This is a genomic window from Pseudomonas sp. ES3-33 (assembly GCF_000952175.1).
Lineage (GTDB): Bacteria > Pseudomonadota > Gammaproteobacteria > Pseudomonadales > Pseudomonadaceae > Aquipseudomonas > Aquipseudomonas gregormendelii.
Window position 1 is genome coordinate 20,753 of record NZ_JZRI01000059.1, and the last position, 23,989, is coordinate 44,741.

Annotated in this window: 23 protein-coding genes, 1 tRNA gene and 1 pseudogene; 7 read left to right on the top strand and 18 right to left on the bottom strand. The window is 60.0% G+C overall.

Translation table 11 applies throughout. From position 1 onward, the window contains the following. Nucleotides 1-18 precede the first annotated feature (18 nt). Nucleotides 19-1,215 (bottom strand): annotated as a pseudogene (locus tag UB23_RS30720) (methyl-accepting chemotaxis protein); the annotation flags it as partial. A 332-nt stretch (nt 1,216-1,547) separates the two neighbouring features. Here UB23_RS30720 and UB23_RS10285 point away from each other — a divergent pair. After that, nucleotides 1,548-2,765, top strand: a complete 1,218-nt coding sequence (locus tag UB23_RS10285) for an MFS transporter (protein WP_045059216.1) — start codon at nt 1,548-1,550, stop codon at nt 2,763-2,765. 145 nt (nt 2,766-2,910) lie between these two features. On the opposite strand, the gene ychF is transcribed toward UB23_RS10285, so the two are convergent. The 8 genes from ychF to UB23_RS10325 all read right to left on the bottom strand — a co-directional run bounded on the left by ychF (nt 2,911) and on the right by UB23_RS10325 (nt 9,827). Continuing rightward, nucleotides 2,911-4,011 carry a redox-regulated ATPase YchF gene (gene ychF / locus UB23_RS10290; protein WP_045059217.1) on the bottom strand — a complete coding sequence of 367 codons (1,101 nt, stop codon included), beginning with the start codon at nt 4,009-4,011 and terminating at the stop codon, nt 2,911-2,913. Nucleotides 4,012-4,033: 22 nt separating this feature from the next. After that, a complete protein-coding gene (pth, locus tag UB23_RS10295) occupies nt 4,034-4,618 on the bottom strand; it encodes an aminoacyl-tRNA hydrolase (RefSeq protein ID WP_008037207.1) in 585 nt (194 codons plus the stop codon). 160 nt (nt 4,619-4,778) lie between these two features. Continuing rightward, entirely contained in the window at nt 4,779-5,387 is a 609-nt protein-coding gene (locus tag UB23_RS10300; protein ID WP_045059218.1) for a 50S ribosomal protein L25/general stress protein Ctc, read from the bottom strand. Nucleotides 5,388-5,528: 141 nt separating this feature from the next. Further along, nucleotides 5,529-6,470: a ribose-phosphate pyrophosphokinase gene (locus UB23_RS10305; RefSeq protein ID WP_003208392.1), complete on the bottom strand. Its 942-nt coding sequence runs from the start codon at nt 6,468-6,470 to the stop codon at nt 5,529-5,531. 45 nt (nt 6,471-6,515) lie between these two features. Continuing rightward, nucleotides 6,516-6,590, bottom strand: a tRNA-Gln gene (locus tag UB23_RS10310). 36 nt (nt 6,591-6,626) lie between these two features. Beyond that, complete coding sequence (gene ispE, locus UB23_RS10315; protein WP_045059219.1) at nt 6,627-7,478, bottom strand: 4-(cytidine 5'-diphospho)-2-C-methyl-D-erythritol kinase; 852 nt, start codon at nt 7,476-7,478, stop codon at nt 6,627-6,629. A gap of 2 nt (nt 7,479-7,480) precedes the next feature. Continuing rightward, entirely contained in the window at nt 7,481-8,098 is a 618-nt protein-coding gene (gene lolB / locus UB23_RS10320) for a lipoprotein insertase outer membrane protein LolB (RefSeq protein ID WP_045059220.1), read from the bottom strand. Between the two features lie 4 nt (nt 8,099-8,102). After that, the gene (locus UB23_RS10325; protein WP_045059221.1) at nt 8,103-9,827 is read right to left on the bottom strand and encodes a tetratricopeptide repeat protein; all 1,725 of its coding nucleotides are present in this window, start codon (nt 9,825-9,827) and stop codon (nt 8,103-8,105) included. Between the two features lie 282 nt (nt 9,828-10,109). Here UB23_RS10325 and hemA point away from each other — a divergent pair, with 282 nt between their 5' ends. The 6 genes from hemA (at nt 10,110) to UB23_RS10355 (ending at nt 15,480) form a co-directional block, all read left to right on the top strand. Beyond that, nucleotides 10,110-11,399 carry a glutamyl-tRNA reductase gene (hemA, locus tag UB23_RS10330; RefSeq protein WP_045059222.1) on the top strand — a complete coding sequence of 430 codons (1,290 nt, stop codon included), beginning with the start codon at nt 10,110-10,112 and terminating at the stop codon, nt 11,397-11,399. Then, on the top strand, nt 11,396-12,478 hold the full coding sequence (gene prfA / locus UB23_RS10335; protein ID WP_045059223.1) for a peptide chain release factor 1: 1,083 nt from the start codon (nt 11,396-11,398) through the stop codon (nt 12,476-12,478). The genes hemA and prfA overlap by 4 nt, the downstream gene beginning before the upstream one ends. Further along, nucleotides 12,479-13,309, top strand: a complete 831-nt coding sequence (gene prmC, locus UB23_RS10340) for a peptide chain release factor N(5)-glutamine methyltransferase (RefSeq protein ID WP_045059224.1) — start codon at nt 12,479-12,481, stop codon at nt 13,307-13,309. It begins immediately after the preceding gene. Beyond that, the gene (locus UB23_RS10345; protein ID WP_045059225.1) at nt 13,303-14,058 is read left to right on the top strand and encodes a molybdopterin-synthase adenylyltransferase MoeB; all 756 of its coding nucleotides are present in this window, start codon (nt 13,303-13,305) and stop codon (nt 14,056-14,058) included. The genes prmC and UB23_RS10345 overlap by 7 nt, the downstream gene beginning before the upstream one ends. Continuing rightward, complete coding sequence (gene murI, locus UB23_RS10350; RefSeq protein WP_045059308.1) at nt 14,051-14,842, top strand: glutamate racemase; 792 nt, start codon at nt 14,051-14,053, stop codon at nt 14,840-14,842. The genes UB23_RS10345 and murI overlap by 8 nt, the downstream gene beginning before the upstream one ends. A gap of 119 nt (nt 14,843-14,961) precedes the next feature. Next, nucleotides 14,962-15,480 (top strand): acyloxyacyl hydrolase, encoded by a 519-nt coding sequence (locus UB23_RS10355; protein ID WP_045059226.1) that lies wholly within the window; start codon nt 14,962-14,964, stop codon nt 15,478-15,480. A gap of 55 nt (nt 15,481-15,535) precedes the next feature. On the opposite strand, the gene UB23_RS10360 is transcribed toward UB23_RS10355, so the two are convergent. The 9 genes from UB23_RS10360 to UB23_RS10400 all read right to left on the bottom strand — a co-directional run bounded on the left by UB23_RS10360 (nt 15,536) and on the right by UB23_RS10400 (nt 23,923). Beyond that, nucleotides 15,536-15,841, bottom strand: a complete 306-nt coding sequence (locus UB23_RS10360) for a YkgJ family cysteine cluster protein (protein ID WP_045059227.1) — start codon at nt 15,839-15,841, stop codon at nt 15,536-15,538. A gap of 53 nt (nt 15,842-15,894) precedes the next feature. Further along, entirely contained in the window at nt 15,895-16,398 is a 504-nt protein-coding gene (locus UB23_RS10365) for a DUF2878 domain-containing protein (RefSeq protein WP_045059228.1), read from the bottom strand. Beyond that, on the bottom strand, nt 16,391-17,662 hold the full coding sequence (locus tag UB23_RS10370) for an SAM-dependent methyltransferase (protein ID WP_045059229.1): 1,272 nt from the start codon (nt 17,660-17,662) through the stop codon (nt 16,391-16,393). Before UB23_RS10370 ends, UB23_RS10365 begins: the two co-directional genes overlap by 8 nt. Then, nucleotides 17,649-18,464, bottom strand: coding sequence for a DUF1365 domain-containing protein (locus UB23_RS10375; protein WP_045059230.1), 816 nt, complete (start codon nt 18,462-18,464; stop codon nt 17,649-17,651). The genes UB23_RS10370 and UB23_RS10375 overlap by 14 nt, the downstream gene beginning before the upstream one ends. After that, nucleotides 18,461-19,708, bottom strand: a complete 1,248-nt coding sequence (locus UB23_RS10380) for an NAD(P)/FAD-dependent oxidoreductase (protein WP_045059231.1) — start codon at nt 19,706-19,708, stop codon at nt 18,461-18,463. The genes UB23_RS10375 and UB23_RS10380 overlap by 4 nt, the downstream gene beginning before the upstream one ends. Continuing rightward, the gene (locus tag UB23_RS10385) at nt 19,705-20,487 is read right to left on the bottom strand and encodes an SDR family NAD(P)-dependent oxidoreductase (protein WP_045059232.1); all 783 of its coding nucleotides are present in this window, start codon (nt 20,485-20,487) and stop codon (nt 19,705-19,707) included. The genes UB23_RS10380 and UB23_RS10385 overlap by 4 nt, the downstream gene beginning before the upstream one ends. 69 nt (nt 20,488-20,556) lie before the next feature. Continuing rightward, nucleotides 20,557-22,002: a deoxyribodipyrimidine photo-lyase gene (gene phrB / locus UB23_RS10390; protein WP_152644261.1), complete on the bottom strand. Its 1,446-nt coding sequence runs from the start codon at nt 22,000-22,002 to the stop codon at nt 20,557-20,559. A gap of 20 nt (nt 22,003-22,022) precedes the next feature. Beyond that, the gene (locus UB23_RS10395; RefSeq protein WP_045059234.1) at nt 22,023-22,964 is read right to left on the bottom strand and encodes a MerR family transcriptional regulator; all 942 of its coding nucleotides are present in this window, start codon (nt 22,962-22,964) and stop codon (nt 22,023-22,025) included. Next, nucleotides 22,964-23,923, bottom strand: coding sequence for a YbgA family protein (locus UB23_RS10400; protein ID WP_045059235.1), 960 nt, complete (start codon nt 23,921-23,923; stop codon nt 22,964-22,966). The genes UB23_RS10395 and UB23_RS10400 overlap by 1 nt, the downstream gene beginning before the upstream one ends. Nucleotides 23,924-23,989 lie beyond the last annotated feature (66 nt).

A 23,989-nucleotide genomic window follows, 5' to 3' on the forward strand; every position in this document is an offset into this window, starting at 1 on the left:
GCTGTTGCGCAACTGCACCACCGCGACGTTTAGCGCGGTGCTGATAGCCGCCAGCTCGTCGCGACCCTGTACCGGCACCTGCAGGCTGAGGTTGCCATCGCGCAGCGCTTCGGCCAGCACTGTAATACCGCTGGCGCTGCGCCGGATGGACGTTTGCAGGCAGGTGAACAGATACAGCGCCGCCAGCAGCAGGCAGCCGAAAATCGTCGCCACACCGATGACCTGGCGCATCGCCGAGCCATGGTAGTTATCCAGGCGCTGATCCAGCGAGCCCAGGGACTGTTGGCGCAGGGAGGCGAGGTCGACCAGCAAGGCGTCCAGACCACGCTCAAAGTCTTCGTGCTTGAGCTTGATGCTACCGCCGAATACGCCGTCATCGAGAACTTTCAGCTCGGCATCCAGGTGCTTGAGGCTGTCCTGGTAGCGCCCTGACCAGGTTTGCAAGTCGCTGGGCAGGCGCGATTCCAGCAAGCCTGCGGTTTTCACAAGCTGCTCCCGGGCGTCGCCGATACGACTGCGCAGGTCTCGTAGCTGCAAGCGGCTTTGCAAGGTGAATTGCCCAGACACCACTGAGGCCTGACCGATGCTCGCCAGGCGTCCGACCCGTTCGATCAGGTCCGGCACGTGCTGAGTGGAGATCTGCGTCAGCAAATAGGTTTCCAGCCATGGCGCGAGGGTCAGCCGGTTGTCCATGGCAATTTGCTCGCGCAGGGCTTGCAGGGCGCTCAAGGCACCGGTGAAGCGATCGTAACCGTCGGGCCACCAACCGATGCTGCCGAGGCTTTTTGAATCCAGGCCTTCAAGGGCGGCCTGCAGGGCCTGGTAGCGCGCCAGTGTTTCATCCCGGGCACCTTCGGCAGCGAGGGTATTACCCAGCTCCACAGCCGCTTGGGCGATGGCTGGCTGGGCCTCGTCAAACGCAGCCATGGCGGCGAGCGTGGCGGGCGTGGGTTGACGATTGGTTTCCGTGGCTCGCCAGCGCGCGGCGCGATCCCGTTGGGCTGCGAGCAGATTGTCGAGCGCATCCAGTGACAGCAGTTGCCGAACCCCGGCACGCTCTTCGGAGATCAGATTCAGTTTGCTGCGGTAATCCTGCCCGATCATCCACAGGCTGCCCGCCAGCGGCAGAATGAACAGCAAAAACAACAGTTGAAACTTGCGTGCGAAGCCAAAGCGCCCCAGCAAGCCAATGCCCGGTGATAAAAAAGCCTGCATGCCCCGTGACTCCCCTGGGCACCACGCACCATTGGCGTGCGCCGAGGCCGTGTTGGCCGCGACTGGTGCCCGTTTAAAGGCCTCGAAAGTTCACCCTCGTCCGCTCTGTAGGCCGACTGCGTAGCGAAACTTCCCATTCTCGGTCCCCTTTGTAAGGGGCCGCGTCTAAAGGAAGTGGTAACGCAAGATTCAGACCATGGCGATGCGCTATTACCCGCATGGAAAGCATTCGTAAATGTCGTTAGCAGGCTAAGGGGATGGCGCTGATGCACTGAAAAATGGCACATTGACGCTCCTGCCCATTTGCACCCACCCGTTGTGCGGAAATTCTCATGGCTATCAGCAATGCCCAGACCGGCGCCGCGCCGGCATCAGCGACTTCACAAAGCAGCCCTTTGGTCATGCGCATCATCGGCGCCGTGGCGCTGGCCCATTTGATCAACGACCTGATCCAGTCGGTCTTGCCGTCGATCTATCCGATGCTCAAGGCCAATTACGGCCTGACGTTTACCCAGGTCGGCCTGATTACCCTGACTTTTCAACTGACCGCTTCGCTGTTGCAGCCATGGGTCGGCTATCACACAGATCGTCATCCCAAGCCGTGGCTGCTGCCGGCCGGGAGCGTATGCACCTTGATCGGCATACTGATGATGTCGGTGGTCGGCAGCTTTCCAATGATCCTGCTGGCGGCGGCGCTGATCGGTATCGGCTCTTCGACCTTTCACCCGGAGGCTTCCCGGGTAGCGCGACTGGCCTCGGGCGGGCGGTTCGGGTTGGCGCAGTCTACTTTCCAGGTTGGCGGCAATGCGGGCTCGGCGTTCGGCCCATTGCTGGCGGCAGCCATTATCATTCCGTTCGGCCAGGGGCATGTGGCATGGTTCGGCCTGTTCGCGGTGTTTGCGCTGTTTGTGCTGCACCGCATCAGCCGCTGGTACGCCAATCACCTGAACCTGTTCAAGCTCAAACAAGGGCAGGCGGCAACCCACGGTCTGTCGAAGGGGAGGGTGACCGGCGCACTGGTTGTGCTGGGGCTGCTGGTGTTCTCCAAGTACTTCTACATGTCCAGCCTCACCAGTTACTACACCTTCTACCTGATCGAGAAATTCGACCTCTCGGTGGCCAGTTCGCAACTGCATCTGTTTCTGTTCCTGGGGGCGGTGGCAGCCGGTACGTTCTTCGGTGGCCCGATCGGCGACAAGATTGGGCGCAAGGCCGTCATCTGGTTTTCGATCCTTGGTGTTGCGCCTTTCACCCTGCTTTTGCCTCACGTTGACCTGTTCTGGACCAGCGTCTTGAGCGTGGTGATCGGTTTCATCCTGGCGTCGGCATTCTCGGCCATCGTGGTGTACGCCCAGGAGCTGGTCCCGGGCAATGTCGGGATGATCGCCGGGATATTCTTTGGCTTGATGTTTGGTTTTGGCGGGATTGGCGCGGCGCTGCTGGGCTATCTGGCGGATGCCCGCGGGATTGAGTTCGTGTATTTCCTGTGCTCGTTCCTGCCATTGCTGGGGGTGTTGGCGATCTTCCTGCCGAGAACCAGAAAGGCCTGAAGATCAAAAGATCGCAGCCTTCGGCAGCTCCTACTGATGTGAGGTGTACACCCTCTAGGAGCTGCCGGAGGCTGCGATCTTCGAATAATCTGACAGGTACAAAAAAGCCGCGTATTGAACGCGGCTTCTTCTTGAGCGGGGAGTCTTACACGTTGAAACGGAAGTGCATCACGTCGCCGTCTTTAACAATGTAGTCCTTGCCTTCCAGGCGCCATTTGCCGGCTTCCTTGGCACCGGCTTCGCCCTTGTACTGGATGAAGTCGTCATAGGCGATGACTTCGGCGCGGATGAAGCCTTTTTCGAAGTCGGTGTGGATCACGCCAGCGGCTTGTGGTGCGGTCGCACCGACGCGTACGGTCCAGGCGCGGACTTCTTCAACGCCGGCGGTGAAGTAGGTCTGCAGGTGCAGCATTTCGTAGCCGGCGCGAATCACGCGGTTCAGGCCAGGCTCTTCCAGGCCCAGGGCCTCAAGGAACATGTCCTTCTCTTCGCCGTCTTCAAGCTCGGCGATTTCGGCTTCGATCTTGTTGCAGACCGGAACCACCATGGCGCCTTCTTCTTCGGCGATGGCCTTGACGATGTCCAGCAGCGGGTTGTTCTCGAAACCGTCTTCAGCGACGTTGGCGATGTACATGACCGGCTTGGTGGTCAGCAGGTGGAAGCCACGAATCACCGCCTTGTCGTCGGCACCCATGCTCTTCATCAGGGTCCGTGCAGGCTTGCCCAGGGTGAAGTGAGCGATCAGTTGCTCAAGCAATGCCTTTTGAACCACGGCGTCCTTGTCGCCGCCCTTGGCGTTGCGCGCGACTTTCTGCAGTTGCTTCTCGCAGCTGTCGAGGTCGGCGAAGATCAGTTCCAGGTCGATGATCTCGATGTCGCGTTTCGGGTCGACGCTGTTGGAAACGTGAATCACGTTCTCGTCTTCGAAGCAGCGGACCACGTGGGCGATCGCATCGGTTTCACGGATGTTGGCCAGGAACTTGTTGCCCAGGCCTTCACCTTTCGACGCGCCGGCCACCAGGCCTGCGATGTCGACGAACTCCATGGTGGTCGGCAGGATACGCTTCGGATTAACGATGGCAGCCAAAGCTTCCAGGCGCGCATCCGGCATCGGCACGATCCCGGTGTTCGGTTCGATGGTGCAGAAGGGGAAGTTCTCGGCCGCGATCCCGGATTTGGTCAGGGCGTTGAACAGGGTGGACTTGCCGACGTTAGGCAGGCCGACGATGCCGCAATTGAATCCCATGGTGTTTCCCCTCGGGTAAAAGTCAGGCCTTCTGGCTGTGCAGGTTTTTCATCGCGCGGTTCCATTCACCGGCGAGGATATCCGGCAGCACGCCGAGGGCAAAGTCGATGCTGGCATCGAGTTTTTCCTGTTCGGCGCGTGGCGCACGACCCAGGACGAAGTTTGAAACCATACTGGCTACGCCCGGGTGGCCAATGCCAAGCCGCAAGCGGTAGAAGGTATTCTGATTGCCCAGTTGCGCAATGATGTCGCGCAACCCGTTGTGACCGCCATGGCCGCCGCCCTGCTTGAGCTTGGCAACGCCCGGAGGCAGGTCGAGTTCGTCATGCGCCACCAGGATTTCTTCGGGCTTGATGCGGAAGAATCCTGCGAGTGCCGCCACGGCCTGGCCGCTGCGGTTCATGTAGGTGGTGGGGATCAGCAGACGAACATCCTGACCCTGATGCGAATAGCGCCCGGTCAGGCCGAAATATTTGCGGTCCGCCACAAGGTTCACGCCTTGTGCGTTCGCGATGCGCTCAACAAAAAGGGCCCCTGCGTTATGCCGGGTCTGTTCGTATTCAGCGCCTGGATTTCCCAGGCCAACGATCAGTTTTATGGCAGTCACGATAGGGGCCCTTCCTTGGAGTGGTGGTTAACATCGCCGAGTGCGGCGAAAGTGGACGACAAGTGCTCATTTACCATTATGTAAACTCCGCGTTCTCGCCCGCTTTCTCGCTACGTACTAGTCCGCGATGTTACCGGTCACTCCGGCGAACAGAGTGAAATTACTCTGCAGCGCCTTCTTCAGCAGCGTCTTCTTCTGGAGCAACACGTGGAGCGTGAACGTTGGCAACAGCCTTGTCGTCACCGTGTGCCAGAGCAACAAACTCAACGCCTTTAGGGGCTTTGAGGTCGGACATGTGAATGATGTCGCCGATTTCAGCGTTCGACAGGTCGACTTCGATGAACTCAGGCAGGTCCTTCGGCAGGCAGGTCACTTCGATTTCGGAAGTAACGTGCGAAACTTCGCCGCCTTTCTTGATCGGAGCTTCTTCGCCAACGAAGTGTACAGGCACGACAGCGGTCAGTTTCTGGCCAGCTACAACGCGTACGAAGTCAGCGTGCATCACGTGGCCTTTGGCCGGGTGACGCTGCAGAGCCTTGATGATCACGTTTTGCTTGGTGCCGCCAACGTTCAGTTCGATGATGTGGCTGTAAGCCGCATCGTTTTCGAGCAGTTTGGCAACTTCTTTAGCCAGCATGCTGATGGATTCAGGGGCTTTTTCGCCACCGTAAACTACAGCAGGTACCAGGCTTGCGAGACGACGCAGGCGGCGGCTCGCACCTTTCCCCAGGTCGGAACGCACTTCAGCATTCAGGGTAAATTCGTTCATGTTGTATCTCCAAAATAACCACATTCGCCCTAGCGTTTGCGACCAGCGCTAAAGGCGATATGGGCAAAAAAGCCCCGCCCCGACAGGAATGCCGGGGCGGGGCGCTTTTCGTCAACGAGATGTTCCAGAAGGGCAGGGCCCTTAACGGAACATCGCGCTGATCGATTCTTCATTGCTGATGCGGCGGACCGCTTCAGCAACCACCGGCGCGATATCCAGTTGACGGATACGCGAGCAGGCTTGAGCAGCAGCGGACAACGGGATGGTGTTGGTCACCACCAGTTCGTCCAGCATGGAATTCTCAATGTTTTCGATCGCCCGACCGGACAGCACAGGGTGTGTGCAGTAGGCGAAAACCTTGGCAGCGCCATGCTCTTTCAGGGCCTTGGCCGCGTGGCACAGGGTGCCGGCGGTATCGACCATGTCATCGACCAGAATACAGGTACGCCCTTCGACATCACCGATGATATGCATCACTTCAGAGTGATTGGCTTTCTCACGGCGTTTGTCGATGATCCCGAGATCCACACCCAGAGATTTGGCAACGGCACGTGCACGCACGACGCCACCAATGTCCGGAGATACGATCATCAGGTTTTCGAAGCGCTGATCTTCAATGTCATCCACCAGAACCGGGGAGCCGTAGATGTTATCTACCGGAATATCGAAGAAACCCTGGATTTGGTCAGCATGCAAATCAACCGTGAGAACACGGTCGATGCCGACTACGGTAAGCATGTCAGCCACGACTTTCGCGCTGATAGCCACACGTGCGGAACGCGGACGGCGATCCTGACGGGCATAACCAAAGTAAGGAATTACAGCAGTGATACGAGTAGCCGAGGAGCGGCGGAAGGCGTCAGCCATCACTACCAGTTCCATCAGGTTATCGTTGGTCGGAGCGCAAGTCGGCTGAATAATGAAGACATCTTTACCGCGGACGTTTTCATTGATCTCGGCAGTAATTTCGCCGTCGGAGAACTTACCGACAGAGATGTCACCGAGAGGGATATGCAGCTGACGTACGACACGCCGAGCCAGATCGGGGTTGGCATTCCCCGTAAAGACCATCATCTTGGACACGCGCAGTACCTAGAGGCTGAGGGTAACCTGGATGAGTATAGAAAATGGCAGGGGCGGCTGGATTCGAACCAACGCATGGCAGGATCAAAACCTGCTGCCTTACCGCTTGGCGACGCCCCTGTATCTGTTGCAACGAGTACCCAGTACTCGGTTCCTTTAGAGCAGACTCTGCAGCTTGCGATGCAACATCGAAACGTTGCTTCCTTTTGCTACAAACCCTGTAAGGGTCTCTGTAAGAAGGGCCGAGACTTTATCAGCTTCAGCTTTGCTTGGGAAGCCCCCAAACACACAACTTCCAGTTCCGGTGAGTTTTGCTTCGGTAAATTTACCTAACAAATTCAATGCGTTACGTACATCTGGATAACGCCTTGCTACTACCGGCAAGCAGTCATTTCGACTGTTTCCCTTGGGAACGGGGCGCACTTTAATGGGAGGAGTGTTACGTGTCAACAGCGGATCAGAAAAAATTTCTGCTGTACTTACAGATACTTGCGGTACCAGTACGAGATACCACGGTTCTTCGGGGTCTACAGGGGTGAGTTTCTCCCCCACGCCCTCGGCAAAAGCGGCATGGCCACGCACGAAAACCGGGACGTCTGCGCCCAGTGTCAGGCCGAGTGCGGCCAGGCGATCTGCGTCCCAGCCCAGTTGCCAGAGATGGTTCAGGCCGAGCAAGGTGGTGGCAGCATTGGAGCTGCCGCCACCGATGCCGCCGCCCATGGGCAGGACTTTATCGATCCAGATGTCGATCCCGAGCGGGCAGCCGGATTGCTCCTGCAGTTGTCTTGCAGCGCGAACGATCAGATTGCTGTCGTGAGGGACGCCGTCGAATTCGGTGTGCAAACGGATCACGCCGTCATCGCGAACGGCGAAGGTGATCTCGTCACCGTAATCCAGGAACTGAAAAATCGTCTGCAGCTCGTGATAACCGTCTTTGCGGCGACCAAGGATGTGCAGCATCAGGTTGAGCTTGGCCGGTGAGGGCAGCGTCAGGCGCGCAGCAGTCATGTTCACTGCCCCAGTTTGCGTGGTTGCCATTCCTTGATCACCAGCGTGACGTCAAGGTCGGTACCGTGCAGCTTGATGCGCTCGGGCAGCCAGAAACCGTTCTGCTCGGCATAACTCAGATATTCAACCTGCCAGCCATCCTGGTCGAGATTGGCCAGGCGGCTATCGGCGTCCAGGGTCAGGCGGCTTTTGCTGTCGGGAGCCGGGAGTCCGCGCACCCACCAGGCCAGGTTGGACACCGGCAATTTCCAGCCCAGCTGTTCTTCGAGAAGGATTTCCGGGTTCGGCGCGTCATAACGACCCTGGTTGGCGACTTCCAGCGACACCTTGCCGGGGCGACCGGTCAGGCGTGCAGCGCCCCGACCCAGGGGGCCAGACAGACGGATGTCGTAGTAATCCTGGCGTTGCAGCCAGAACAGGGTGCCGCTGCCCGAATCCTTGGGTGCGCGAATGCCGATCTTGCCGTTGATCTGCCAGCCATCCAGTCCAGTGAGCTGCTGTTTGTGCTCACGCCATTGGGCGGAATTACCGTGACCTTCGACGGATTCGCGAGCGCCGAAGCCCGCGCAACCGGCGAGCAGGGCGATGAAGCTGAAAACGATGAAATGGCGCAAAAACATAATCTTAAAGAGTCTCTGATCCGGTCAGGCGCTTGATGGTGCCGCGCAGTAGTGGGCTGTCGGGCTGATCCTTGAGGAATTTGCCCCAGATTTGCTTCGCTTCACGCTGTTTGCCGTTCGCCCAAAGGACTTCGCCCAGGTGAGCGGCGACTTCCTGGTCGGGAAAGCGCTCCAGGGCCTTGCGCAAATAGCGCTCGGCCTCGTCCAGATTGCCCAGCCGGTAGTTGACCCAGCCGAGGCTGTCGAGAACCGCCGGGTCCTCCGGGTTGATCTGGTGCGCCTGTTCGATCAGGGCCTTGGCTTCGGCGTATCGCGTTGTACGGTCAGACAGGGTGTAGCCGAGGGCGTTCAACGCCATCGCATTGTCCGGGTCGCGCTTGATGATCAGGCGCAGGTCTTTTTCCATTTGCGCCAGATCATTGCGTTTTTCCGCCTGCATGGCGCGGGTGTACAGCAGGTTCAGGTCGTCCGGGTATTGCTGCAACGATTTTTCGAGAACAGCCCAGGCCTTGTCCTGTTGCTTGTTGGCGGACAGGGTTTCGGCCTCGATCAGGTACAGCTGGATGGCGTAATCGGGCTGTTCGTCTCGCTGAGCGGCCAGGCGACTCTGGGCTTCGGCAGTCTTGCCGTTGTTCATCAGGATATCCGCCTGGCGCAATTGTGCCGGCAGGTAATCATTGCCCGGCCCTACCTGTGCGTATTCGGCCAGGGCGCCCTGTGGATCGTTGCGCTCTTCAGCGATACGTCCTAGGTTCAGGTGCGCCGAGTCGACATGGCTGTCCCGGGCAATGAGGTCTTCGAGGTAGCCCTTGGCCTCTTCCCAGGCCTTGGCTTCCAGGCAAACCAGTGCCAGCGAATAGCGCAGTTCGTCGTCTTCAGGGTATTGCTGGACCAGGCTGGAGAACTCGACCTTTGCGTCGTCCATGCGGTCCTGTTCCACCAGCATGCGTGCGTAGGTCAGGCGCAGGCGTTTGTCGTCGGGGTATTGCTTGATGCTTTTGCGCAGCAGCGGCAGGGCCTCGTCACCACGATCGAGGGACTGCAACAGGCGCGCCCGCAGCAGGATCGGGGCGATTTCGCCATCTTCCGGCGGATGGTCTTCGAGCAGGGACAAGGCGCCCTTGGCATCGCCGTCCTGTTGCAGCAACAGGGCCTTGCCGAAAATCAGCTGGCCGTTGTCGGGATGGCGTTGCAGCAAGCGGTCAAAACTTTGCATCAAACCGTTGCGCGTGTCCTGGTCGGTGTCGGCAGCGGACAGGGCGAGGAAGTCGAAGTGGGTGTCGCCTTTGCCTTGCAGGACCTTCTCCATGTACACCATGGAGTCGTCATAGCGCCCGGCACGAGCCAGTTGCACGGCAGCAGCCCGTTGCGCCTCGAGGTCGTCCGGGGCGTTTTTTGCCCAGATGAGCGCGGTGTCCAGGGCGGCCTGGTCGGCGCCCAGGTACTCGGCAATCCGGAACGCCCGCTCGGAGATCCCCGGATCCTGGGTGTTGATGGCCTGGGTCACGTAGTTGTCCAGGGCAATGTCGAAACGATTGCGCTGGCCAGCCAGTTCCGCGCTCAACAGGCTGAAGACGGTTTCTTCGCTGAAGGAGCTGTAGACCATGGGTTTTTCAGGGGCCGGAGTGCTGTCTTCGACCGGCGACGGATCGTCCGGAGACACGGGCGCCATGGCCTGGCAGCCGCTGAGGAAGACAAAAGCAAGGAGCAACGCGGAGGATCTATTCATATAGGAAGAGGACGACTAACCTGCGGTCGGATCATCATGACACAAGCCTTCGGCCAAACATAACCGAGTCTCGAAGGATGACTTTACAGAGTCAGGTGGTCAGGACGATCGTAGAAGCTGCCGCAGGCTGCGATCTTTTGATCTTGCCCTTACCTCACCTTTAAAATCTCAAAAGATCGCAGCCTTCGGCAGCTCCTACAGGGGCGATAGATATCGAGTAGTTGTTCTGAATCTGTCGAAGTAGGACAATTGCCGGCTTCACGTCACTATCAGCGACCTTGAATGGCCTTCCTTGCACTCGGTATTAACCACAAGACTGCTTCAGTAGACGTCCGCGAGCGCGTGGCCTTTTCCCCTGAGCAGCTGGTAGAGGCTTTGCAGCAGCTCTGCCGACTGACCGACAGCCGCGAAGCCGCGATCCTTTCCACCTGCAATCGCAGCGAACTCTATATAGAGCAGGATCACCTTTCGGCTGACATCGTGTTGCGCTGGCTGGCCGATTATCACCATTTGAGCATCGAAGAGCTGCGCGCCAGCAGTTATGTGCACGAAGATGATGCGGCAGTTCGTCACATGATGCGAGTCGCCTCCGGGCTCGACTCGCTGGTGTTGGGCGAACCGCAGATTCTCGGCCAGATGAAATCGGCCTACGCGGTAGCCCGGGAAGCCGGGACAATCGGGCCGCTGCTCGGGCGACTGTTCCAGGCTACGTTCAATGCGGCCAAGCAGGTGCGCACCGACACTGCCATCGGCGAGAACCCTGTGTCGGTGGCCTTTGCCGCAGTCAGCCTGGCGAAACAGATTTTCAGCGACTTGCAGCGCAGCCAGGCTTTGCTGATTGGCGCCGGCGAGACCATTACCCTGGTCGCCCGTCATCTGCACGAACTCGGGGTCAAGCGTATCGTGGTCGCCAACCGCACGCTGGAGCGCGCCAGCATCCTGGCCGAGCAGTTTGGCGCGCATGCGGTGTTGCTGTCGGATATCCCGGCCGAACTGGTGCGCAGTGACATCGTCATCAGCTCCACCGCCAGCCAGTTACCGATCCTCGGCAAGGGCGCGGTGGAAAGCGCCCTGAAGCTGCGCAAGCACAAGCCGATCTTCATGGTGGACATCGCCGTTCCCCGGGATATCGAGCCGGAAGTTGGCGAACTCGAAGACGTCTACCTCTATAGCGTCGACGACCTGCACGAAGTGGTCGCGGAAAACCTCAAGAGTCGTCAAGGTGCGGCGCAGGCGGCGGAAGAGATGGTCTCCATCGGCGCCGAAGATTTCATGGTGCGCCTGCGTGAACTGGCCGCGGTGGACGTGCTCAAGGCCTATCGTCAGCAAAGCGAACGCCTGCGGGACGAAGAATTGCAGAAGGCCCAGCGCATGCTGGCCAATGGCGGCAGCGCCGAAGAGGTGTTGATCCAACTGGCACGTGGCCTGACCAACAAACTCCTGCACGCCCCGAGCGTGCAGTTGAAAAAGCTCTCTGCCGAAGGTCGCCTCGATGCGCTGGCCATGGCCCAGGAACTCTTTGCCCTCGGTGAGGGCTCATCGGATAGCTTTTCGGATAAGAAACCGCAATGAAAGCTTCACTGCTCAATAAGCTGGACATCCTCCAGGACCGTTTCGAGGAACTGACCGCCTTGCTTGGCGACGGCGAAGTCATTTCCGACCAGACCAAATTCCGTACTTATTCCAAGGAATACGCGGAAGTCGAACCTATCGTGCAAACCTATAAGCAGTTGCTCAAGGTTCAGGGTGATCTGGAAGGCGCCCAGGCGCTGCTCAAGGACAGCGACCCGGACATGCGCGAAATGGCCGTGGAAGAAGTCCGCGAAGCCAAGGAGCAACTGCTCGAAATCGAAGCCAGCCTGCAACGTATGCTGCTGCCCAAGGACCCGAACGACGGCCGCAACGTGTTTCTCGAAATCCGCGCCGGCACTGGCGGTGATGAGGCGGCCATTTTTTCCGGCGACCTGTTTCGCATGTATTCGCGCTACGCCGAGCGCCGTGGCTGGCGGGTGGAGATCCTCTCGGAGAACATCGGCGAACACGGCGGCTATAAAGAAGTGATCGCCCGCGTCGAGGGCGACAACGTCTACGGCAAGCTCAAGTTCGAATCCGGCGTGCACCGGGTGCAGCGGGTTCCTGCCACCGAATCCCAGGGTCGTATCCACACTTCGGCCTGCACGGTGGCGGTATTGCCCGAGCCGGACGAGCAGGAAGCGATCGAGATCAACCCGGCGGATTTGCGGGTCGATACCTATCGCTCCTCAGGCGCCGGTGGCCAGCACGTCAACAAGACCGACTCGGCGATCCGCATCACTCACTTGCCGTCGGGCATCGTGGTCGAGTGCCAGGAAGAGCGTTCCCAGCACAAGAACCGTGCGCGCGCCATGTCCTGGCTGTCGGCCAAGCTGAACGACCAGCAGACCAGTGCCGCCGCCAATGCCATCGCCAGCGAGCGCAAGCTGCTGGTGGGCTCGGGCGATCGCTCGGAACGGATTCGCACCTACAATTTTGCCCAGGGCCGGGTCACCGACCACCGGGTCAACCTGACGCTGTATTCCCTCGATGAAATTCTCACCGGTGGCGTCGATGCGGTAATCGAGCCGTTGCTGGCCGAGTACCAGGCTGATCAATTGGCAGCGATAGGTGAGTAAATGACGATCATTGCCAGCCTGCTACGCGCCGCCGATCTACCGGACTCGCCCACCGCGCGCCTGGACGCAGAGTTGCTGCTGGCTGCGGCCCTGGGCAAGTCCCGGAGCTTTTTGCACACCTGGCCGGAGCGCATCGTACCAAGTGAAGCGGCGCTCAAATTTGCCGGGTACCTGCAGCGCCGTCGTGGCGGCGAGCCGGTGGCCTATATTCTGGGCCAGCAGGGTTTCTGGAAGCTCGACCTGGAAGTCGCACCGCACACCCTGATCCCGCGCCCGGACACCGAGCTTCTGGTAGAGGCCGCGCTGGAGTTGTTGCCGGTCGCCCCTGCCAGGGTGCTCGACCTGGGCACCGGCAGCGGCGCAATTGCCCTGGCCCTGGCCAGCGAGCGTCCGGCGTGGCAAGTCACCGCCGTGGATCGCGTGCAGGAAGCCGTCGCGCTGGCCGAGCGCAATCGCCAGCGCCTGCACCTGGACAACGCCACCGTGCTGAGCAGTCATTGGTTCAGTGCTTTGCAAGGTCAGCGCTTCGAGCTGATCATTAGCAACCCGCCTTATATCGCCAGCGCCGATCCGCACCTGGCCGAGGGCGATGTGCGCTTCGAGCCTGCCAGTGCGTTGGTCGCCGGCATCGATGGTCTCGACGATCTGCGCCTGATCGTCGACCAGGCCCCGAACCACCTCGATGCCGGTGGCTGGCTGATGCTCGAACACGGTTACGATCAGGCTCTCGCCGTGCGCGATTTGCTGATGACCCGTGGCTTTGAAGAAGTCCACAGCCGCACCGACCTGGGCGGCCACGAACGTATCAGCCTTGGACGCCTGCCGTGCTGAATGATCAGGAATTGTTGCGCTACAGTCGGCAGATTCTGCTGCAGCACGTCGATATCGATGGCCAATTGCGGCTCAAAGCCAGCCGGGCGCTGATCATCGGCCTGGGCGGTCTCGGCTCGCCGGTAGCCCTTTACCTGGCGGCGGCGGGCGTGGGCGAATTGCACTTGGCGGACTTCGACAGCGTCGACCTGACCAACCTGCAGCGTCAGGTTATCCACGACACAGACAGCGTCGGCGTGAGCAAGGTCGACTCGGCGATCCGCCGACTGAGCGCGATCAATCCCGAAATCCAGCTCAAAGCCCTGCGCACCGCCCTCGACGAAGATTCCCTGGCCGCCGCAGTGGCTGCGGTGGACCTGGTGCTGGACTGCTCGGACAATTTTTCCACCCGCGAAGCCGTCAATGCCGCCTGCGTACTGGCTGGCAAACCCCTGGTGAGCGGCGCCGCCATTCGCCTCGAAGGACAATTGTCGGTGTTCGACCCAAGACGTCCGGACAGTCCCTGCTACCACTGCTTGTATGGCCACGGCAGCGAAGCCGAACTGACGTGCAGCGAAGCCGGGGTCATCGGCCCTCTGGTGGGCCTGGTCGGCAGCCTGCAAGCACTCGAAGCGCTCAAGCTGCTGGCCGGGTTCGGCGAACCGCTGGTGGGGCGACTGTTGCTGATCGATGCCCTGGGCGCGCGCTTTCGTGAACTTCGGGTCAAGCGCGATCCGGGCTGCGCGGTCTGTGGTCCTGCCCGTGCGTGAGGCGCCGATTGGCGTATTCGATTCCGGTGTCGGCGGGCTATCGGTACTGGCCGAGATCCAGCGCCTGTTGCCCGACGAGACTCTGCTGTACGTTGCCGATTGCGGCAACGTCCCCTATGGCGAGAAATCGCCGGAGTTCATCCGTGCGCGCTGCAGCGTCATGGCGCGCTTTTTTCAGCAACAGGGCGCCAAGGCGCTGGTGCTGGCCTGCAATACCGCCACGGTGGCAGGCGTGGCCGATTTGCGCCGTGACTACCCTCAGTGGCCCATCGTCGGCATGGAGCCCGCAGTAAAGCCCGCAGCGGCCGCGACCCGCAGTGGTGTGGTCGGTGTACTCGCCACTACCGGTACGTTGCAAAGCGCTAAATTCGCCGCGCTGCTCGACCGTTTTGCCACCGACGTACGAGTGATCACCCAGCCATGCCCGGGCCTGGTGGAGCTGATTGAGGACGGCGACCTGCACAGCCCGGTGCTGTGCAAGCTGTTACTCGGCTACGTGCAGCCCTTGCTCGACGCCGGCTGCGACACGATCATTCTTGGCTGCACCCACTATCCCTTCCTCAAGCCGCTGCTCAAGCAGATGATCCCGGCGCACATCAGCTTGATCGATACCGGGGCTGCAGTAGCACGCCAGCTTCAGCGTTTGTTGGCCGAACGCGAGCTGCTTGCCGCAGGCCCGGCGCGGGCTGCGCAGTTCTGGACCAGCGCCAATCCACAGCATTTCAGTAATATCTTGCCATTACTCTGGAATTCCCCCGGCGTAGTGCGTAGTTTCGACTTGTAAAAAAAATGTGAAATGTATCGGAATAGTCTGAACTTCTGAGTAGGCGCAGACTTCTATAGCTGTGATTAATGGCGACACCAAAAAAACCATACGAATTCGTTCGGAAAAGGATGTTTCTAGTGAAGCGACTATTCTGCTTGGCTGCGCTTGCGGCCACACTATTGGGGCACAGTTTTACCGCACAGGCGGCAGGCGTGGAGTTCGGGGTCGGAGCGACCAGCGATTCAACCATGACCTATCGGCTGGGCATGCAGTTTGATTGGGACAAGAGCTGGTGGCAGACCGACGTTGGTCGACTCACCGGTTTCTGGAGCGGCGCGTATACCTACTGGGAGGGTGACAAGACTTCCAGTAACAACAGCCTGTCGTTTGCACCCGTGTTCGTCTACGAGTTTGCCGGCCAGAACGTCAAGCCGTACATCGAAGCCGGGGTAGGTGTGGCGTTTTTCTCCGACACCCAGCTTGAAGACAACAACATTGGCCAGTCCTTCCAGTTCGAAGACCGCATCGGTTTCGGCCTGCGCTTCACGGGCGGTCATGAGGTCGGGATTCGTGCCACGCACTATTCCAATGCCGGCCTGAGCAGCCATAACGACGGTGTCGAAAGCTACGCCCTGCATTACACGATGCCCCTGTAACGGCGGGATTAATTCATGCGGGAACGGGCTTGCCGGTTCCCGCATGAATCTGCGTTCAACGATACGCCGTGGTAATGCCCCGGCGTTCCTCGATGCACTCCGGTGCCCCCATCTCGAATTCCCGGCAGATCAACGGACGCTTCTCGTAGATCGTGCACATCATGGTGTTGCGATCCAGCGCCGCACACCAGCCGTCATCCAGACGCAGCATGACTTCCCCACCCCAATCATCGGTGTCGATAAAACGCTCGGGCACGCCCGTGTCGGTAATCAGCATGACTTCGAGCTGGCAGCAGCAGGCTGCGCAAGTCGAGCAGGTGACCGCAGGCTCGGCAACGGGTGTGAGGGGAATGGTTTTCATGGTGCGCAGTGTAAGGCAGTGGGCTGCACGAGTGTGAAAGCCCTGACAGACGTTTAGTGTGGAGTGTTCGCCGCCAGCCGTCGGGCCATGAAATGCAGTGCCGGAAACAGCAGCGCCCAGAGCAGGCCGATGCCCACCAGTGTCGGCCAGGGTCCATAGGGAAACTGCACGCCGGCCAGTTGGCTGCCGGCGTAATACGACAGCGGCCCGCCAAGGCCGCCCAGAATGCTGGCAAGCCACCACGGTTTGGCACTCCAGGCCAGGCAGTGGCGCAAGGTCGTGGCCAGCAGTGCCCAGAGCAACATCAGCCACAGGGGTATCAATGGCGCGACGTCGGTGAAGTCGAACACCCCCAGCCAGCGCAGTGTGCTGTCCACTGTAGTCCCCAGCAGGACCACACTGAGAATCAAGTGACCTTCATCGCTCCAGCGACTTATCCACAGCAGATGGATCACCAATGCCGCCAGTGGCACCAGTAACCACAAACTGTCGCCACCCATTACGCAAGCGAACCAGCCCATCTGGAAGAGCACGCCATTGGCAAAGCGCTCACGCATGAAATCGACCCAGCAGCGGCTCAGTGATTGCCGCCGGTTTGGCCAGCAGCATTTGCGCGGTACCGATGGTGCGTTCCAGGAAACCACCTTCGCAGTAGCACAGGTAGAACTCCCACAGCCGCAGGAAGTGATCGTCGTAACCCATTTCGCTCAGGCGGTTGTGCGCCCGACGAAAATTCTCGTGCCACAGGCGCAGTGTCTTGGCGTAGTGCAGGCCGAAGTCTTCCATGTGCAGCAGGTTCATGTCGGTGTCGCGGCTGACGATTTCGAGCATTTTCTGCACGCAGGGCAGGGCGCCTCCGGGGAAAATGTAGCGCTGGATGAAGTCGACGTTGCTCTTGGCCTGCTCGTAGCGCTGGTCGCGAATGGTGATAGCTTGCAACAGCATCAGGCCGTTGCTCTTGAGCAACTGCGCACATTGCTTGAAGTAAGTCGGTAGAAAGCGGTGGCCGACGGCTTCGATCATTTCTATCGACACCAGCTTGTCGTACTGGCCAGTGAGGTCGCGGTAGTCCGACAGCAGCAGCGTGACCTGATCTTGCAGCCCGAGCGCCTCGATCCGTTGCGCGGTAAATGCAAACTGCTCTTTGGACAGTGTGGTGGTGGTGACCTTGCAGCCATATTGCTGCGCTGCGTACAGCGCCATGCTGCCCCAGCCCGTACCAATCTCCAGCAGGTGATCGGTCGGCTTGAGCGCAAGCTTCTGGCAGATTCGTTCCAGCTTGTTCAACTGCGCCTGCTCGAGAGTGTCCTCGGGCGTGAGGAACTGTGCCGCCGAATACATCATGGTCGGGTCGAGAAACTGTTCGAACAGCTCATTGCCCAGGTCGTAATGCGCGGCGATGTTCTTCTGCGAGCCCTTGCGCGTGTTGCGGTTGACCCAGTGCAAACCTCGCACCAGCGGCCGCCCCAGCTTTGCCAGGCCGCGTTCCAGGGCGTCCAGCACGTCAAGATTGCTGACGAAGACCCGCACGACGGCAGTCAGGTCCGGCGAACTCCAATAACCATGGATGAACGCTTCACCGGCGCCGATCGAGCCGTTGCTCGCCACCAGGCCCCAGGCCGCGGCGTCGAGAATGTGGATTTCACCGAGCAAATGGCTGCCTGGCGTGCCGAACATCTGACGCTCGCCGTCTTCAACGACCACCAGCTGTCCATGTTTGAGGTGCGCCAGTTGCCGCAGTACCCCGCGACGCAATAACAGGCCTGTGATGCCATTGGTATTGAACAACGGGGCCTTGGCCGAAACGCTAGAGGATTTCATGGCGGCAGTCCTTGGGGACAACAGTGGCGGTTTGAACGCTGCCATCGGCAGGTTGATGAGCAAAAACGGGGGTGCCCTTGAACAGCAGGCGTACGGCTTGCCAGTAGATTGCCAGGCAGGTTTTCCCGGTCATCCATGGAAAGCGACGCAAGTATCGGTGCAGGCTGGTGCGATCGAGGGCTTCGCGCTCCAGGTTGAGCGTGGCGTCGAACAGCTTCAGCTCGCCTTGCCAGTCCGCCATGTGCACGCCCAGTTTTGCTGCGGCAGGACTGAAGCTCATCCGGTACTCAAGGTCCCGGGGTAAAAAAGGCGATACATGAAAGGCCTTGGCCACCGCGAAATGCTGATGGAAATCCGCAAGGTTTTCCGGCGGTCTGGCCGGCAACACGTAGTGATAGCGTTCACGCCAGGGGGTATTGGTGATTTCGCAGAGAATCGCCGCCAGTTGGCCATCGGCTTCGTGGCAGTAGAAAAAACTGACCGGGTTGAACGCCAGGCCCCAACTGCGTACCTGGGTCAGCAGGCAGATCGACCCTTGCGGCTCATGGCCGATGGCCTGGCCGACCTGTTGGCGCACCGCGTCGATCAAGCGCATGCCGGTACCGGTAAAGGCCTTGAGATAATCACCTTCACGAAACGAGAACGGCGCCAGGCGGCTGCGACCCGCCAGCGGCGACAGCGCGAGTACCGCGTCCTGCTCGTCGAGGTCCAGGTAGAGCAAGCCGATCCGGTAGCGAAATTGGTGCTGCCGCGGACTGAACCGTCGGTGAGCAATCCAGCCACTGTAGAGGGCGCTGTTCACAGGGTTTCACCCAACGCGCCAGCCACGCGCAGTGCGCTGACCACGCCATCTTCATGAAATCCGTTGCCCCAATAAGCCCCGCAGTACCAGGTATGGTTCGCACCGTTGAGCTCTTCCCAGCGAGCCTGGGCGGCGACCGCAGACAGGCTGAACTGCGGATGAGCGTAAGTGTATTTGGCCAGTACCTTGAATGGGCTGATGCCTGCGCTCTGGTTCAGGCTGACGCAGAACCGGGTAGGGCTGTCGATGCCCTGCAGCAGGTTCATGTCGTAGGTGACGGCCGCTGACGTGTGCCCGGGCCCTCCAAGCCGATAATTCCAGGCCGCCTGGGCGAGTTCGCATTCGGGTAGCAGGCGAGTATCGGTGTGCAACACCACTTCGTTATCGGCGTAGGGCATTGCACCGAGGATCGATTGCTCGGCGGCACTCGGGGCGGACAGCAGTTTTAGCGCCTGATCGCTGTGACAGGCGAACACCACTTTATCAAAGCGCTCGACGCCGGCAGCACTGTGGATAACGACGCCGTCGGCGTCACGCTCGACTCGCGTGACCGCACAGTTGACGCGGATCCGGTCAGCCATCGGCGCGATCAAAGGTGCCACGTAGGCACTCGAGCCGCCCTCGATCACCTGCCACTGCGGGCGGTGAGTCACGGACAGCAGGCCGTGGTTCTTGAAAAACCGCACGAACGCCTGCAGTGGGAAAGCCAGCATGTCAGCCATGGACATCGACCAGATTGCCGAGCCCATGGGCACGATGTAATGCAGGATGAATCGTTCGCCGTATTTGCCGGCCTTGAGGTATTGATCCAGGGTGGTGTCAGCGCTGATCCGTTGTTCTTCCAGGTCGCGCAGCGCCTCTTTGTTGAAGCGCACAATGTCGCGCAACATGCCCCAGAACCCGGGGGACAGCAGGTTTCTGCGCTGGGCGAACAGGCTGTTGAAGTTGTTGCCGTTGTATTCCAGGCCGCTGTCCGGGTCCGTTACGGAAAAGCTCATGGTGGTGGGTTTGAAGCGCACACCGAGCAAACCGAGCAAGCGAATGAAATTGGGATAAGTCCAGTCGTTGAACACGATGAAACCCGTGTCCACGGCGTAATTGCGCCCATCCACGGTGACATCCACCGTGTGGGTATGTCCGCCGATCCAGTCGCTGGCTTCGAACAGGGTGATCTCGTGGCTGCGGTTGAGCAGGTGGGCGCTGGTCAGCCCCGAAATGCCGCTGCCAATGATGGCTATTTTCACGGGATGTCCTGTATCGGTGGATTGCTGCGCACCATGCGTTTGCCGATCGCCAGCTTGACGCAGTTGGGCATCTTCGACAGTGGCCACAGGGCCGCCATGAACAGCGCCGGGAAGGCGATTTCCAGTGGTCGGTTATTCAGCTTGGCGAAAATATGCCGGGCGGCTTTATCCACAGGCCAGCTGAGGGGCATCGGAAAATCGTTTTTGGCGGTCAGCGGTGTATCGACAAAGCCCGGGCTGACCACGGTGACTTCGATGCCTTCGCACGCCAGGTCGATGCGCAGGGATTCGAACATGTAGCGCAAACCCGCCTTCGATGCGCCGTAGGCCTCGGCCCGTGGCAGCGGCAGGTAGGTGACCGAACTGGCCACTCCCACCAGGTGCGGCGCGGTGCCCGCGCGCAACAGAGGCAGCGCGGCTTCAACGCAGTAGGCACTGGCGAGCAGGTTGGTGCGCACCACGTATTCGATGATCGAGGCATCGAACTGCTGGGCGTCGACATACTCGCAAGTGCCGGCATTGAGGATGACGGTGTCCAGCGACCCCCATTGCTCGGTGATCTGCTCGCCGATCTCGCGGACCGTCTGGCTGTTGGTCAGGTCGCCCGCCACGACCAGGACTTGACCGGGATACCGTTGCGCCAGCGCTTTCAACGGCGCCGTCGAGCGCGAGCTGACGGCCAGGTGCGCGCCAGTCTTGAGGATCTCTTCGGCCAATGCGGCGCCAATGCCGCTGCTGGCGCCGGTCAACCAATAACGGCGTGCAGGTGTAAGGCTCATCCCATTCTCCTTTGCAGCCCGGCGATCACCGGGCCCAGTGCAAACTGTGTGGCAAGGCTCACTGCTACATCATGCATGGCCGCCTCCTGCGTCCTGCCTCGACGGCAGGTTCTTGAATGCAGCCAGCGCCCGTTGGCGCGAGGTGCTCAAATTGACGATCGGCGATGGATAGTCGGCAACGCCGAACAGCCCACCAAGATCGGCCGGGTTGTGCACTTCCTTTTTATTCAACCCATTCAGTTCCGGTACCCACTGCTTGATGAACAGGCCTTCAGTGTCGAATTTTTCCGACTGACTCAGCGGATTGAAGATGCGGAAATAGGGGGCGGAGTCGGTGCCGGTGGAGGAACTCCACTGCCAGCCACCGTTATTCGCCGCCAGGTCACCGTCGATCAGATGGCGCATGAAGAAGCGCTCGCCTTCACGCCAGTCGATCAGCAAGTTCTTGGTCAGAAACATGGCCACTACCATGCGCAGCCGGTTGTGCATCCAGCCGGTTTCAAGCAACTGGCGCATGGCGGCATCTATGATCGGCAAACCGGTGCGTGCCTCCTGCCAGGCGAGTAGCTCTTCAGGCGCGTCGCGCCAGGCCAGGGCCTCGGTTTCCGGGCGGAACGCCCGGTGGCGAGAGACCCGCGGGTAGCCGACCAGAATATGTTTGTAGAACTCGCGCCACAGCAGTTCATTGATCCAGGTGACTGCCCCGACCTTGCCGCTCTCGAATTCGCCTTGATTGCTTTGCAGGGCCGCGTGCAGGCATTGGCGCGGGGAGATCACGCCGGCTGCCAGGTAGGCCGACAGCTGGCTGGTACCGGGTTTGGCAGGGAAGTCCCGCTCGCTTTTGTAGTAGTCGATCTGGGCATCGACGAAGGCGTCCAGGCGGCGCCGGGCTTCGGCTTCACCCGCCGGCCAAAACGAACGCAAGTGTTCGCCAGGCGCTTCGAAGCCTTCTACCTGGGCCGGGACTTTGTCGCTCTCGATGTCCAGCGCGGTTTGTGGCGCGGGTGCCGGTACTTGGCCCGGCAATGAGCGGTGCAGGCGTTCGTAGCAGACCTTGCGGAACTGGCTGAAGACCTGGAAGTAAGTACCGGTCTTGGTCAGCACGCTGCCTGGCTTGAAGAACAGTTGGTCGAGATAGCTATGCCAACCGATGTTTTTGGCCTCGAGCGCCTCGGCCACCGCAGCGTCTCGAGCGGTTTCGTTGACGCCGTACTCCTCGTTGACGTGTACCGCTTCGATCTGCAGTTGCTGGCACAGCTCGAGCAGCACTTGTGGCGCTTGATGCCAGTGGGTGGCGGTACGGATCAGCAGGGGTATGTTCAGTTCGCCCAGCGAGTGGCTGAGCACGGCCAGGTTGCGCAGCCAGAAATCCACCTTGCACGCGGCATCGTCGTGCTCCAGCCATTGCTGCGGGCTCAGCAGGTAGACGGCCACGCACGGGCCACGGGCAGCAGCGGTCGAGAGCGCGGTGTTGTCGTGCAGGCGCAGGTCGCTGCGCAGCCAGATCAATTGCATGCGGGTGTCCGTTGAGCTCATCAGATGACCCCCCGCAGGACCAGTTCCTGGTGCGCCGACAGGGGATCTTCGGCCAGGAACAGCTCGGGAATACCGGAGGTTTTTGCGGACAACTCGACGTGGTGAATGCAGACGGTCGGTCCGGCAATCAATTTTGGGCAACCGATGCCATTCAAAAGTTTCGGTAGCTGACCCAGGTTCATCGCTTTACTGGAATACAGCAGCACGCCACGGGCTTGCAGGTGTTCAACCGCCAGGGCCAGCTCCCCGTTCGGTAGCGGCCAGTCGAACACTTCGACGGGGCAGTCGGCGCTGCTGATGAGCCAGGCGGTCAGCCACAGGTGCGGTTCCAGTGGCAGGTCTGACTGATTGACCAGCAGCACAGGTGCGCTGCGTAATTGCCGGTTGTTGTGGTAAATGCGCGCGCCGAACTTGCTGCGTAACCAGGAGTAAAGGAAACCTCGCTCCATCTGCGCGCCAAATTGGCCCTGCCAGCGTTGTTCCAGCTCCTTGAGCAGCGGCAGCAACAGCTGCTCGCACAAGGTTCGCGGTGGGTACAGCGCCATCGCCTGATTGACGGCGTCGTCGAGGGCACGTTCATTCAGTCCGGTGACTGCCAGCAGCAAGGTCTGGCGCAGCACATGCCAATCGTTTTCGATCGGTTCGCTGGTGACTTGTGGAGTGTCGAGCAATTGCTTGACCTGGCTGACAGCCACGCCACGATTGAGCCAGGTGAGGATGGTCAGGATACGTTGCACATGTTCAGCCGAGAACAGCCGATGCCCCTTGGGCGTGCGCTGCGGCACGATCAAACCGTAACGCCGTTCCCAGGCTCGCAAGGTCACGGCATTCACGCCGGTTTGCCGAGCCACTTCACGGATCGGCAGCCAGCCTTCGTCCAGGGCTTTCTTGAAATCGTCGCCGAGGTCTTCGCTGGCGCTGGTGTCGAGTGGGTTAGTCATTAAATCGCATTTCGCAGGCTGAGGTTTTCCGGGTGCGGTTGCAGGTAAACCTGTTGCGCGATGTAAGGGTCCGGGTGTTGGCGGAAGTGGTGCTTGAGCAGGGTCATGGGCACCACCAATGGCACGATGCCGTGGCGGTATTGGCCAATAACGTGCTGCATTTCCTGTTTGTCTTCGGCACTTATCGCCTGTTTGAGATAACCGCTGATGTGCTGCAAGACATTGCTGTGGGTGCGCCGCGTGGCGCATTTTTTCAAGGCTGCCATCAGCTCGCTGAAATAGCGCGGGCCGATGGTGTCGGGCTCTGTCTGACCCATGGTGCCCAGCAGGTTGCCCAGGGTTTTGTACTGCACCGGGTTATGAGCCATCAGCTGGTATTTGTAGCGTGAGTGGAATTCGGTGAGGCCGCGACGGCTCAGCCCTTCGCGCAGTAATTGTTGCCAGGCGCTATAGGCGAACACCCGAGTCAGGAAGTTTTCCCGCAGTACCGGATCGTTGAGCCGGCCGTCTTCTTCCACCGGCAAGTCCGGATGACGCTCGCAAAAGGCCTGGGCATAGATGCCGCGTCCGCCGCCGTCTACCGGTGCACCGTTGGCATGGTAGACCTTGACCCGGTCAAGGCCGCAGGAAGGCGACTTCTGCATGAAGATGTAGCCACAGATATCGCCCAGTTCAGCGGCCATTTGTTCGCCATAGGCGGCCAGCGGCTCAGTGACATTGAGGTCCGGGTTGACCGTGCCGACCGCTTGAGGATGTTCAGGGTCGCCAATCAGGCGAATCGGTTGGCGCGGGATACCCAGGCCTATCGCCACTTCAGGGCAGACCGGTACAAACTCGAAGTAATCGGTGAGAGTGCGACTGCACAGCCGCGATTCCTTGTGTCCGCCGTTGAAGCGAACTTCGGCGCCCATCAGGCAGGCGCTGATGGCAATTTTCGGTTTCACGGCGGAGTTGGACATCAGGGCACCTCGAATCCAGACCTGTACAAACCCGAAGATATGTACAACATGACTTCATCATAGATT

What these genes read in the sequence shown, in the direction of transcription:
- UB23_RS10360 (WP_045059227.1), bottom strand. Translation starts at nt 15,841, where the DNA reads ATGAAAACCATTCCCCTCACACCCGTTGCCGAGCCTGCGGTCACCTGC.
- UB23_RS10300 (WP_045059218.1), bottom strand. Translation starts at nt 5,387, where the DNA reads ATGAACGAATTTACCCTGAATGCTGAAGTGCGTTCCGACCTGGGGAAA.
- prmC (WP_045059224.1), top strand. Translation starts at nt 12,479, where the DNA reads ATGACGATCATTGCCAGCCTGCTACGCGCCGCCGATCTACCGGACTCG.
- UB23_RS10395 (WP_045059234.1), bottom strand. Translation starts at nt 22,964, where the DNA reads ATGACTAACCCACTCGACACCAGCGCCAGCGAAGACCTCGGCGACGAT.
- UB23_RS10365 (WP_045059228.1), bottom strand. Translation starts at nt 16,398, where the DNA reads ATGCGTGAGCGCTTTGCCAATGGCGTGCTCTTCCAGATGGGCTGGTTC.
- UB23_RS10285 (WP_045059216.1), top strand. Translation starts at nt 1,548, where the DNA reads ATGGCTATCAGCAATGCCCAGACCGGCGCCGCGCCGGCATCAGCGACT.
- UB23_RS10325 (WP_045059221.1), bottom strand. Translation starts at nt 9,827, where the DNA reads ATGAATAGATCCTCCGCGTTGCTCCTTGCTTTTGTCTTCCTCAGCGGC.
- ychF (WP_045059217.1), bottom strand. Translation starts at nt 4,011, where the DNA reads ATGGGATTCAATTGCGGCATCGTCGGCCTGCCTAACGTCGGCAAGTCC.
- prfA (WP_045059223.1), top strand. Translation starts at nt 11,396, where the DNA reads ATGAAAGCTTCACTGCTCAATAAGCTGGACATCCTCCAGGACCGTTTC.
- UB23_RS10400 (WP_045059235.1), bottom strand. Translation starts at nt 23,923, where the DNA reads ATGTCCAACTCCGCCGTGAAACCGAAAATTGCCATCAGCGCCTGCCTG.
- hemA (WP_045059222.1), top strand. Translation starts at nt 10,110, where the DNA reads ATGGCCTTCCTTGCACTCGGTATTAACCACAAGACTGCTTCAGTAGAC.
- lolB (WP_045059220.1), bottom strand. Translation starts at nt 8,098, where the DNA reads ATGTTTTTGCGCCATTTCATCGTTTTCAGCTTCATCGCCCTGCTCGCC.
- phrB (WP_152644261.1), bottom strand. Translation starts at nt 22,002, where the DNA reads ATGCAATTGATCTGGCTGCGCAGCGACCTGCGCCTGCACGACAACACC.
- UB23_RS10385 (WP_045059232.1), bottom strand. Translation starts at nt 20,487, where the DNA reads ATGAGCCTTACACCTGCACGCCGTTATTGGTTGACCGGCGCCAGCAGC.
- UB23_RS10370 (WP_045059229.1), bottom strand. Translation starts at nt 17,662, where the DNA reads ATGAAATCCTCTAGCGTTTCGGCCAAGGCCCCGTTGTTCAATACCAAT.
- ispE (WP_045059219.1), bottom strand. Translation starts at nt 7,478, where the DNA reads ATGACTGCTGCGCGCCTGACGCTGCCCTCACCGGCCAAGCTCAACCTG.